This window comes from Actinotalea sp. C106, assembly GCF_023630195.1.
Classification (GTDB): Bacteria; Actinomycetota; Actinomycetes; order Actinomycetales; family Cellulomonadaceae; genus Actinotalea.
This window is the reverse complement of sequence record NZ_JALPKN010000088.1, coordinates 1-11,404: the sequence shown is the minus strand read 5'-3', so window position 1 is coordinate 11,404 and position 11,404 is coordinate 1. Positions and strand designations below refer to the sequence as shown.

Below are 11,404 nucleotides of genomic sequence, written 5' to 3'. Positions count from 1 at the left end.
TCCGACTTTCTGCAGAACGCCGCGGTCAATGCCGGGCACCCCCTCGCGACGCAGGTCGGGGCCGAGGTGCTCGCCGACGGCGGTACGGCGGCCGACGCCGCGGTCGCGGTCGCCTTCGCGGTGAGCGTGGTCGAGCCCTTCGCCTCGGGGATCGGTGGCGGCGGGTCCGCCATCCTGGTGCCCGCCGGGCAGGAACCCGTCTGGTACGACTTCCGCGAGGTCGTGCCCGCCTCGGGGGCGGTCCCCGAGAGCGACGCCGGGGTCCCGGGGTTCGTGCGGGGCCTCGAGGTGCTGCACGCCGAGCACGGCGTGCTCGAGTGGTCCCGGCTCCTGGAGCCCGCCGCCCGGCTGGCCCGCGAGGGCCACCCCGCCTCGCAGATGCTCGCCGACCAGCTCCGGAGCAACGCCGGTGGGCGTGCCGCGGGCGGTCTGCCCCACCTCTACCCCGGCGGTCAGCCCCTCGCCGCGGGCCAGGCCGTCGTGCAGGAGGACCTGGCCCGCACGATCGACGTCCTCGCCCAGGAGGGGCCTGACGCCTTCTACGACGGCTCCCTCGGCGCCGCGGTGAGCGCCGCGGTCGGAGGGATCGACGCCGCCTCCCTCGCGGCGTACGAGGTCCAGGTCGGTCAGCCGCCCAGCGGCACCGTGGGCAGCTACGAGGTGGTCGGGGCGGCCCCCGCCCTGCCCGGCGTGGCGCTGATCCAGATGCTGCAGGTCGCGGAGGCGCTCGGGGCCGGGGTCGCGGCCCCGGGCTCTGCCGACTACGTGCACCAGCTCGCGGCCGCCTGGGACCACGCCGCGGCGACGGTCGACGCCGAGCTCGCCGACCCGGACTTCGTCGACGTCCCGGTCGAGGAGATCACCGACCAGGCGGCCAACGCGGCCGTCGCCGCCTCCCTCGCCGGGGCCTCGAGCACCTCGACCGACACCGTCGTGCCCGGGGTGTCCGACCTCGGGGGCCTCGAAGAGCTGGACCCGGCAGAGCTGGGCCTGGACCCCGGCTCCGACCTTGCCGACAAGCCGGGGGAGACCACCCACCTGACCATCGTCGACCGGGACGGCACGGTCGTCTCGATGACGAACACCCTGACCTACTTCTGGGGCTCGGAGCAGTACGTCGACGGGTACTTCCTCAACAACCAGATGGTGCGCTTCGCGGTGGGTGCGGGGGGGCAGAACACCCCTCAGGCCGGCCGACGGTCGGTCAGCTGGGGTCTGCCCGCTGTCGTCCTGGACGACCAGGGCCGGGCGGTGCTGGGGCTCGGCTCCCCGGGGGGCGAGCGGATCCCGATGGTGCTGGGGGACGTGCTGTCCCGCTGGGCCCTGCACGGTCAGAGCCTCGAGGAGGCGATCGCGGCACCGCGGTTCTTCGCCTCCGACGGCGAGGTGCAGTTCGAGACACTGCCCCCCGGGGAGGTGGGGGACGCCCTGCGCGGTCGAGGCTGGGGCGTGACCGGCCCGGTCGACCGCGGGCTCTACCTCTTCGGCTCGGTGCAGGCCCTCGAGATCGACTGGGAGTCCGGCGAGGTCACGGGCACCGTCGACACCCGGCGCGAGGCCGACCTCGTCGTCCTCGGAGAGGCGGACCTCCCCGAGGACGACGCGGACTGACGAGCCTGTCGGGGACGCGGCGGCTCAGCCGACCGGCGGCCGGGTCATCGACATGACGTCGAGGGCCTCGTCGAGCTGGGCCTCGGTGACCTCGCCGCGTTCGACGAAGCCGAGGTCCACCACGGCCTGCCGCACGGTGACCTTCTCGGCGACGGCGTGCTTGGCGACCTTGGCCGCTGCCTCGTAGCCGATCACGCGGTTGAGCGGGGTGACGATCGAGGGCGAGGACTCGGCGTAGGCGCGGGCCCGCTCGACGTTCGGCACGATGCCGTCGATGGTCCGGTCGGCCAGCACCCGCGAGGCGTTGGCCAGGAGCCGGATCGACTCGAGCACCCCCTGGGCGATCACCGGGATCTGCACGTTGAGCTCGAAGGTCCCGGTGGCCCCGGCCCAGGCGACGGTCGCGTCGTTGCCGACCACGCGGGCCGCGACCATGAGCACGGCCTCGGGCACCACGGGGTTGACCTTCCCGGGCATGATCGAGGAGCCAGGCTGGAGGTCCGGCAGGAAGATCTCGGCCAGGCCCGTGTTCGGGCCCGAGCCCATCCAGCGCAGGTCGTTGCAGATCTTCGTCAGGCTCACGGCGATGGTCCGCAGCGCCCCCGAGAGCTCGACCAGGCCGTCACGCGCGCTCTGGGCCTCGAAGTGGTCCCGCGCCTCGGTGATGGGCAGGTCGGTGTCCTCCCGGAGGAAGCCGATGACCTGCTGCGGGAAGCCGGCCGGGGTGTTGATGCCGGTGCCGACGGCCGTCCCGCCCAGGGGTACCTCGGCGGCGCGCGGCAGGGCGCCCTCGAGGCGCTCGACGCCGTAGCGGATGGCTGCCGCGTAGCCGCCGAACTCCTGGCCGAGGGTCACGGGGGTCGCGTCCATGAGGTGGGTCCGACCGGACTTCACGACGTCGGCCAGGGCCTCGCCCTGCCGGCTGAGGGACGCCTCGAGGTGCCGCAGGGCCGGGACGAGGTCACGCACGACCCCCGCGGCGGCCGCGACGTGCACCGAGGTGGGGAAGACGTCGTTCGAGGACTGCGAGGCGTTGACGTGGTCGTTGGGGTGGACCTCGCGGCCGAGCGTGCGGGAGGCGAGGGTGGCGAGGACCTCGTTCATGTTCATGTTCGACGAGGTGCCCGAGCCGGTCTGGAAGACGTCGACCGGGAAGTGGGCGTCGTGGCCCCCCGTGGCGACCTCGTCGGCTGCGGTGACGATCGCGGCGGCGACGTCGGCCGGCAGGACGCCGAGCTCGGCGTTGGCGCGGGCCGCGGCCTTCTTGACACGGGCCAGGGCCTCGATGTGGCCGCGCTCGAGCGGGGTCCCCGAGATGGGGAAATTCTCGACGGCGCGCTGGGTCTGGGCGCGGTACAGGGCGTCGGCCGGGACCCGGACCTCGCCCATCGTGTCGCGCTCGATGCGGTAGCTCTCCTCAGTCATGCTCGCCATCCTCGCACCGAACGCGGCGCGCTCAGCCCGGCTGGGGTCCCGTCGTCGTCTCGCCCAGGTCTCCTGCGGCCTCGACCAGCCGGACCCGGCCCTCGGCGAGGGCGTACTCGAGCCCGACGACGGCGCAGCGCCCCTCGGCCACGGCCTCGCTCAGGGCCGCCGAGTAGCTCTGCAGCATCCGCACCGTGTGCCGCACGTGCTCGCGGCCGAGCGTCGCGGGGTTCGGCGGGAGCATCGGGCGGTCGGCGTCGTGCGCGGTGGCGTCCTGGGACCCCGGCTCGGGCAGGTTGACGATGCTGGGGATCACGCGGTCCACGACCGCACGGACGAAGCCGCTGGGCATCCGGCCGGTCGAGAGGGCCTCGGCGGCGGCGCCCACGGCCCCGCAGGAGTCGTGGCCCAGCACGATGACGAGCGGGGCGCCGAGCACGGAGACGCCGAACTCGATCGAGCCGATCACCGTGGTGTCGACCACGTGGCCCGCGGTCCGCACGACGAAGAGGTCACCGAGGCCCTGGTCGAAGACGATCTCCGCGGCGACGCGGGAGTCCGAGCACCCGAAGACGACCGCGAAGGGGTACTGCGCGGTGCTCGTCTCGGTCCGGTGGTCGACGCCCTGGGAAGGGTGCTCCATCTCCCCGCGGACGAAGCGGTCGTTGCCCTCGACGAGAGCGGTCCACGCCTGGGCAGGGGTGAGGTTCCGTGGCATGGGCACATCTTGCAGGTCGACACCGACCTGCGTCGACGCCGTCTCGGGTGGCGGGCCGACCGGGGGCGGTGTAGCCATGTCGCAGGGCGGTCGACGGCGACGGCCCTCGGACGGCAGGAGTGGCGGTGCGACGACGCAGAGCAGCGGCGGGGGCCCTCGGCCTCACGGCCGCGGTGGTGCTCGCGGGGTGCGGCGGGCAGGACGGCCCGCCGACCCTGACCTGGTACACCAACCCCGACGCAGGCGGTCAGGCCGTGATCGCCCAGAGGTGCACCGAGGAGGCCGACGGCGCCTACCGCATCGAGGTCTCGAACCTGCCCCGTGAGGCTAGCGAGCAGCGGCAGCAGCTGGCCCGGCGCCTGGCGGCCGAGGACTCCTCGATCGACCTCATGAGCCTGGACCCTCCGTTCATCCCCGAGTTCGCCAACGCCGGCTTCCTCGCCGAGATCCCGGCCGACATGGCCGAGCGCGTGAGCGAGGACGTCGTCGCCGGGGCCCTGGCCGGGGCGACCTGGGAGGACGAGCTCGTGACCGTCCCCTTCTGGGCCAACACCCAGCTGCTCTGGTACCGCGAGTCGGTGGTCGAGGAGGCCGGGCTCGACCTGGACGAGCCGGTCACCTGGGACCAGCTCATCGAGGTCGTCGAGGAGCAGGACCTCGTCCTGGGCGTGCAGGGGACCAAGGCCGAGTCGATGACCGTGTGGATCAACGCCCTGGTCGCCTCGGCCGGGGGCACCATCGTCGAGAACCCCGAGGCGCCGACGGACGAGATCACCCTCGGCCTGGACTCCGAGGCAGGCCAGGAGGCCGCCAGGATCATGGGCGAGATCGGCGGTGGCGGGCTCGGCGGGCCCGGGCTGCCGACCGCGGACGAGAACGCCAACCTCTCGGTCTTCCAGGGGGACCGGGCCTCCTTCATGGTCAACTGGCCCTTCGTCTGGACCGCGACGGTCGACGCCGTGGACGCCGGGACCCTCGACGCCGAGGTGCTCGAGGACATCGGCTGGGCGATGTACCCGCAGGTGGTCGAGGGCGAGGAGAGCCGCCCGCCGTACGGCGGCATCAACATCGGCGTCGGGGCGTTCTCGGAGCACACCGACCTGGCCCTCGAGGCCGCCGAGTGCATCGCGACGCCGGAGAACCAGGCCGAGTACTTCGCGACCAACGGCAACCCGCCCGCCTCGACAGCGGCCTACGACGATCCCCAGGTCCAGGACGCCTTCCCGATGGCCGACCTGATCCGTGAGTCCCTCGAGCAGGCCGAGCCCCGACCGCAGACCCCCTTCTACAACGAGGTCTCGACCGGGCTCCAGGAGACCTGGTACCCCGCCTCGGCCGTCGACCCGGGCTCGACACCGGCCAGCTCGGCCGAGTTCATCACCGCCGTCCTGCGAGGGGAGCGCCTGCTGTGAGCACCCAGATCACCCCGGCGGCCGGTGGGCGAACCCCCCGGGCCGCGGCCGAGCAGGAGGAGGCCGAGGTCCGTCGCGGGCACGAGGCCGAGCGCAGCGACCGCACCAGGGCGGAGGCCCGCCTCGGGTGGTACCTGGCCGGGCCGGCCTTCGTGGTCATGCTCGCCGTCACGGCGTACCCGATCCTCCAGGCCACCTACGACTCGCTCTTCCGGTTCAAGCTGACGGCCCAGGACGAGCGTGAGTTCATCGGTCTGGGCAACTACTCGATGATCCTCACCGATCCGGTCTTCTGGTCCTCGATGCTGGTGACCGTCTTCATCACCGTGGTGACCGTGCTGGTCGAGCTGGTCCTCGGCTTCGCCCTGGCGCTGGTGATGCACCGGGCGGTCCGCCAGCTCCGGGGGCTGCTGCGCACCGCGATCCTGGTGCCCTACGGGATCATCACGGTGGTCTCGGCCTTCGCGTGGTTCTACGCCTTCGACATCAGCTCGGGCTTCGTGAACTCGTGGTTCGACTGGGTGCCGGGCATCGACGAGAACCTCAACTGGTTCGCCGAGACCGGGCCCAGCCTGTTCGTCATCATGGCCTCGGAGATCTGGAAGACGACGCCGTTCATCTCCCTGCTGCTGCTCGCGGGTCTCGCGCAGGTGCCGAGCGATCTCGAGGAGGCCGCCGAGGTCGACGGCGCCACGTGGTGGCAGCGGCTCAAGCGCGTGGTCATCCCGAACATGAAGGCCGCGATCATGGTCGCCGTCCTGTTCCGCGCCCTGGACGCCTTCCGGATCTTCGACAACGTCTTCATCATGACCGGCGGCGCCAACAACACCCAGGTCCTCTCGCTGCTCGCCTACGACCAGTCGATCTCCCGGCTCGAGATCGGCCTCGGGTCGGCGATCTCGGTCCTGCTCTTCGTGTGCGTCATCGCCATCTGCTTCGCGGCGATCAAGCTGTTCAAGGTCGATCTGGCCGGCGCGAGGGGGGAGAGCTGATGACTGGGCTGAGCACCAAGCAGCGCGTGTGGTGGGGGGTCATCACGGTCCTCGTCCTCGTGTACGCGCTCTTCCCGGTGGCCGCGGTCGCGGCGACGAGCTTCAAGCTCCCCAGCGAGCTCAACTCGGGCACCTTTCTGCCCCCGACGCCGACCTGGGGCAACTACGAGCAGATCCTCGTCGGGGACGCGCAGGGCCTGTTCCTGTCGGCCCTGCGCAACTCGGTGGGGATCTCGCTCATCGCGACCGGGATCGCCGTCGTGCTGGCGACCCTGGCGGCCTACGCGATCGCGCGGCTCGACTTCCCGGGCAAGCGGGTCGTGCTCACCACGGCCCTCGGGGTCTCGATCTTCCCGATCATCTCCCTGGTGACCCCGCTGTTCAACGTGTGGCGGAGCATCGGCCTGTACGACACCTGGGCCGGGCTGATCATCCCGTACCTCTCGCTCACCCTGCCGATCTCGATCTGGACCCTGTCGGCCTTCTTCCGGCAGATCCCCTGGGAGCTCGAGCAGGCCGCGCAGGTCGACGGCGCGACGAGCTGGCAGGCCTTCCGCAAGGCGATCGTGCCGCTCGCGGCCCCGGGGGTGTTCACCACGGCGCTGATCGCCTTCTTCATCGCCTGGAACGACTTCGTCTACGGCATCTCGTTGACCTCGACCGAGGCCGCGAGGCCGGTGCCCGCGGCGCTGGCCTTCTTCACGGGCGCCTCGCAGTTCGAGGAGCCCACCGGGTCCATCTCCGCCGCGGCCGTGGTGGTCACCGTCCCCGTGGTCGTGCTCGTGCTGCTGTTCCAGCGTCAGATCGTGTCCGGCCTCACTCAGGGCGCGGTCAAGGGCTGAGCGCCCGTCCAGCCCACCACCCGCCCAGACCGCGAGGAGATCCCATGGCTTCCATCGTCCTGAAGGACATCGTCAAGAAGTACGCCGACGGCTTCCCGGCCGTGAAGGGCGTCAGCCTCGAGATCGCCGACGGCGAGTTCGTCATCCTCGTGGGGCCCTCCGGCTGCGGGAAGTCCACCTTGCTGCGGATGATCGTCGGGCTCGAGGACATCACCTCGGGGGACCTCGAGATCGGGGGCACGCGGGTCAACGAGAAGGCCCCGCGGGACCGACATCTCGCCATGGTCTTCCAGAACTACGCCCTCTACCCGCACCTGACCGTCTACGAGAACATCGCCTTCCCGCTGCGGCTGACGAAGGGCCAGTTCAGCCAGGAGGAGATCGACCGCAAGGTCAACCTCGCGGCCGACACCCTCGAGCTGGGCGACCACCTGGACCGCAAGCCCGCCAACCTCTCGGGTGGGCAGCGGCAGCGGGTCGCGATGGGGCGGGCGATCGTGCGGGAGGCCGAGGCCTTCCTCTTCGACGAGCCGCTGTCCAACCTCGACGCCAAGCTCCGTGGGCAGATGCGCACCGAGATCGCGCGCATGCAGCGCCGGCTCGGCACCACGACGGTGTACGTGACCCATGACCAGACCGAGGCCCTGACCCTCGGGGACCGGGTCGCGGTGCTCAAGAAGGGCGAGCTCCAGCAGGTCGCGAGCCCCCGCGGGCTGTACGAGCAGCCGATCAACCTCTTCGTCGCGGGGTTCATCGGATCCCCGCCGATGAACTTCCTGCCGGGCGAGGTCGACGGGGGGACCATGCGTCTGCCCTTCGCGCAGGTGCCGATCGACGGCCCCCTGCGCGAGCGCATCGGGGACCGCAAGCTCGTCATCGTGGGCCTGCGGCCCGAGCACGTCGAGGACGCGGCTCTGCTCGAGGAGGACAAGGCCGCGGGGGGCGTGCGGTTCGACGCGGAGATCGACGTGACCGAGTGGCTGGGGTCCGAGCTCTACGCCTACATCCCCTTCGACACCCACCCGGACGTCGCGGCCAAGCTCGAGGAGCTCGACCGGGACCTCGACGGCGAGGGGATGCGCACCCAGGTCATCGTGGCGCTGAGCTCGGAGAGCGACGTGCGCGACGGGGACGAGGCCCAGCTCTGGTTCGACCCGGCCCGCCTGATGGTCTTCGACCCCGAGACCGGGGAGAACCTGACCCGTGACGAGGAGGCCGTGGTCCGCATCGAGGAGGAGAACGAGGCCGACCGCAAGGCGGCCCTCGAGCGTGCCCAGGCCCGTGAGAAGAGGGTCGCGGAGCGCAAGGAGCGGCGCGAGACCGAGCGGGCCTCCGGCGGAGGTGCACGGGCCGCCTCCTGACCTGCGACGCCCGGGCGGTGTCGGCGCTCCCTTGACCCAGCGACTATCGTCGCGCCATGCCTTGGCCCCCCTCCCGTCGTGCCGTGACGGTGGGGGCGGCGGCCGCGGTCGTCGCGCTGGCGACGGCAGGGGTCGCGGTGTGGCAGGTGGAGCCTCGGTACGAGGAGATCCCGCTGTACGCCGACGGGATCGTGGTCGACGCCGGGGGCCTGCCCCAGGTGGTCCTCGACGACCCGACCGCGCAGGACGACCCCGCGCACCGTCTCGAGCAGAACCTCTGGATCGAGAGCGGCACCGTGCCGGGCCCCGAGGACTACGCCGACATGGCCGAGCAGGCCTTGCGCGACCTCGACGCCCTGGTCCTGCCCGGCGGGGCCGCGATCGCCGGGGCCAACCCGGCCTGGCGCTACGTCTGGCCGCGGGACGCCTCCTTCACCGCGGTGGCCCTCGCCCGGACGGGCCACACCGAGGACGCGGTCGAGGTCCTCGACTACCTGCGCGTCATGCAGGACGTCGCCTCGACCGAGGGGGTCTTCGACGCCCGGTACCTGCCCGACGGCACGGGCTCGGTCCCTGATCAGCGAGGTCTGCAGCTCGACGGCAACGGCTGGGTGCTGTGGGCGGTGGGCGAGTGGTACGCCGAGGCCGAGCCCGGCGCGCAGCGTGACGCCGACCTCGAGGGGCTCCGCCCGCTGGTCGTACGGTCCCTGGACGCCATCCGGTCGAACGTCGATCCGGTGACCGGGGTGCCCGGGGTGTTCCCCGACTACTGGGAGGTCCGCGAGACGGCACCGACCCTCGGCACGCTCGCCCCCCTGCTGGCCGGGGTCCGTGCCGTCGGGCCGGTGCTCGAGGCGTTGGGGGCGCCGTCTGCGGCGGATGTCGAGGCCCTGCTGAGCCGGGCCGTGGACGAGCAGTTCGCACCTGACGGTTATCCGCGGCACCTCGGCGGGGAGGATCGCGACACGTCGGTGGCCTTCCTCATGCCGCCCTTCGCCCCGCTCGAGGCCGAGGTGGCCGAGGCCTGGGGCGCGGCTGCCGCGGGCATGGCGCGCCCTGCGGGCGGGCTCGCACCGGGCGAGGGATGGAAGTCCGACGGCATCTCCTGGACCCCCGAGACCGCGATCTGGGCCCTGACCGCTGCGGCCTCGGGGGACGTCGAGCAGGCCGAGCACTGGCTCGACTGGCTCGACGCGCACCGGACCGAGCGCGGCGCCCTGCCCGAGAAGGTGCTGTGGGACGGCAGCCCCTCGGCCGTGGCCCCGCTGGCCTGGACGGCCTCGACCGTCCTCATCACCTTGGACGAGCTGGACCGGCTCGAACAGACCGGGTGACGTGAGGAGACCGGCCTGGCGAGGATGAGCCGATCGGGGGAGGACTGATCGGGAACGGGGTGATCGAAAAAGGGGTGATGGGGAACGGGCCGCGGTCGCTCCGGGCTCAGGCCTCGGTGACCTCGCTCCGGTTCGGGGGGTTGGCCCCCGCTCGGCTCACCGTGATCGCCGCGATCTCGGCGCATCGTTCGAGGACCCCGCGCAGGGTCTCGGCGGGGGCCGCGTTCAGCGCCTCACGGTTCTCCGCGCCGAGGAGCTGCGCCGACCACAGACCGTCGATCAGACCGCCCATGAAGGAGTCGCCCGCGCCGACCGTGTCCGCGACGGTGACCCGGGGCGCGGCGACGTCGACCTCGTGGCCGGTGGCCAGGATGCCGGTCGCCCCCTCGCCGCCCCGCGTGACGACGACCAGTGCGGGCCCTGCCTGCACCCACCGTCGCGCGATCTCGAGGGGCTCGACGCCGGGCTCGAGCCAGGCGAGGTCCTCGTCGCTGACCTTGACCACGTCGGCGAGGGCCACGAGGCGTTCGACGACCTCGCGGGTCTGGTCGGCGGGGGGCATGAGCGAGGGCCGGAGGTTGGGGTCGTAGGTGATCGTCGCCGACTCCCGGCGGGCCTCGAGGACGTGTGCCACGTCGGGCCCGCCGGGCTCGAGGACTGCGGCGATGGACCCGGTGTGCACCACGAGCGGAGGGGTCACCGGCGCCGCCCACCGCTCGGGCACGTGCCACGAGAGGTCGAAGTCGTAGCTGGCCGTGCCCTGCTCGTCGAGGGTCGCGGTCGCGACCGAGGTCCGCTCGGCCGAGTCGCTGCCCGGGCTGATCGTCACCCCGTTGCCGCTCAGGTGGCCGCGCAGCAGGTCACCGTGGGCGTCGGGGCCGAACCAGGTGAGCAGGTCGACGGGGCGACCGAGCCGCGCGAGGCCGAGGGCGACGTTCGCCGGGCTCCCCCCGGGGTGCTCCTCGGTGGAGCCGTCTGGGCGGCGCACCACGTCGATCAGCGCCTCCCCGATGACCAGGGCGCGGCGCTCGGACTCGTCGACCATCACCTCGGGGGAGGGCTCGGTGCCCGGGTCCATCGCCCCCTCGGTCCGGTCCCGCTCGATCACCCCGGAGGGGGGCGCGTCGAGGCCCACGGGCTCGGCACCGGGCTGGTCCGGGATGGCGGGGCCGTCCGGGTGTTCGGTGGGGGAGGCAGGCTCGGTCATGTCTGGTCCTTGCTCGTCGTCGAGGGAGGGGACTGGTCGGGTCCTGCGGCGCGGGCGGCGTCGAGCCTCGCGCGAGCGCCGTCGAGCCACTCCTGGCAGCGCTGGGCGAGGGCCTCACCACGCTCCCAGAGCGCCAGGGAGCCCTCGAGGGTCTCGCCGCCCGTCTCGAGCCGGGAGACGACCGTCACCAGCTCGTCGCGGGCCTGCTCATAGCTGAGGTCGGCGATGGCCTCGCCCTGGCTTCCGTCGGCTGTCACGTCGCTCCTTCGTCCTCGTGCTCGGGTCCAGTAAACCGCGGGTCCGCCGGGCCGGCCGTCGCCGACAGCTCGCCGCGGGCGACCCGGATGCGCAGGACCTGACCGACGTCGACCTCGGCGGGGTCACGCAGCACGAGGCCGTCGCCGTGCTGGACGACCGCGTACCCGCGGTCCAGGGTGGCGGCCGGACTCAGGGCGCGCACCTGGGCCGCGGGCCTGCTGACGTCGCCGGAAGTCGGAGGCCA

Annotated in this window: 11 protein-coding genes; 6 read left to right on the top strand and 5 right to left on the bottom strand. The window is 72.5% G+C overall.

Going from position 1 to position 11,404, the window contains the following annotated elements; all coding sequences use genetic code 11:
• A partial coding sequence (locus L0B03_RS08045) for a gamma-glutamyltransferase (RefSeq protein ID WP_250445294.1) occupies positions 1-1,611 on the top strand: 1,611 nt, incomplete at its 5' end.
• A 24-nt stretch (positions 1,612-1,635) separates the two neighbouring features.
• Here the strand turns inward: L0B03_RS08045 and L0B03_RS08040 are convergent.
• Entirely contained in the window at positions 1,636-3,036 is a 1,401-nt protein-coding gene (locus L0B03_RS08040) for an aspartate ammonia-lyase (protein WP_250445293.1), read from the bottom strand.
• Positions 3,037-3,067: 31 nt separating this feature from the next.
• Entirely contained in the window at positions 3,068-3,754 is a 687-nt protein-coding gene (locus tag L0B03_RS08035; RefSeq protein ID WP_250445292.1) for a carbonic anhydrase, read from the bottom strand.
• A 125-nt stretch (positions 3,755-3,879) separates the two neighbouring features.
• On the opposite strand from L0B03_RS08035, the gene L0B03_RS08030 reads away from it, so the two are divergent.
• Genes L0B03_RS08030 through L0B03_RS08010 form a run of 5 tightly spaced genes read left to right on the top strand, consistent with a single transcriptional unit; the run spans position 3,880 to position 9,695 of the window.
• On the top strand, positions 3,880-5,166 hold the full coding sequence (locus L0B03_RS08030; RefSeq protein WP_250445291.1) for an extracellular solute-binding protein: 1,287 nt from the start codon (positions 3,880-3,882) through the stop codon (positions 5,164-5,166).
• Positions 5,163-6,158, top strand: coding sequence for a carbohydrate ABC transporter permease (locus tag L0B03_RS08025; protein ID WP_250445290.1), 996 nt, complete (start codon positions 5,163-5,165; stop codon positions 6,156-6,158). Before L0B03_RS08030 ends, L0B03_RS08025 begins: the two co-directional genes overlap by 4 nt.
• Positions 6,158-7,000: a carbohydrate ABC transporter permease gene (locus L0B03_RS08020; RefSeq protein WP_284501540.1), complete on the top strand. Its 843-nt coding sequence runs from the start codon at positions 6,158-6,160 to the stop codon at positions 6,998-7,000. The genes L0B03_RS08025 and L0B03_RS08020 overlap by 1 nt, the downstream gene beginning before the upstream one ends.
• 44 nt (positions 7,001-7,044) lie before the next feature.
• A complete protein-coding gene (locus L0B03_RS08015) occupies positions 7,045-8,361 on the top strand; it encodes an ABC transporter ATP-binding protein (RefSeq protein ID WP_250445289.1) in 1,317 nt (438 codons plus the stop codon).
• Between the two features lie 56 nt (positions 8,362-8,417).
• Positions 8,418-9,695 carry a glycoside hydrolase family 15 gene (locus tag L0B03_RS08010; RefSeq protein ID WP_250445288.1) on the top strand — a complete coding sequence of 426 codons (1,278 nt, stop codon included), beginning with the start codon at positions 8,418-8,420 and terminating at the stop codon, positions 9,693-9,695.
• A gap of 106 nt (positions 9,696-9,801) precedes the next feature.
• Here L0B03_RS08010 and L0B03_RS08005 read toward each other — a convergent pair whose 3' ends face one another.
• The 3 genes from L0B03_RS08005 to L0B03_RS07995 all read right to left on the bottom strand — a co-directional run.
• On the bottom strand, positions 9,802-10,902 hold the full coding sequence (locus L0B03_RS08005; RefSeq protein ID WP_308200025.1) for a carbohydrate kinase: 1,101 nt from the start codon (positions 10,900-10,902) through the stop codon (positions 9,802-9,804).
• Positions 10,899-11,159, bottom strand: a complete 261-nt coding sequence (locus tag L0B03_RS08000) for an exodeoxyribonuclease VII small subunit (RefSeq protein ID WP_250445287.1) — start codon at positions 11,157-11,159, stop codon at positions 10,899-10,901. The genes L0B03_RS08005 and L0B03_RS08000 overlap by 4 nt, the downstream gene beginning before the upstream one ends.
• Positions 11,156-11,404 (bottom strand): exodeoxyribonuclease VII large subunit (locus L0B03_RS07995; protein ID WP_374204913.1); only part of this gene is annotated, 249 nt, incomplete at its 5' end. The genes L0B03_RS08000 and L0B03_RS07995, both read right to left, overlap by 4 nt.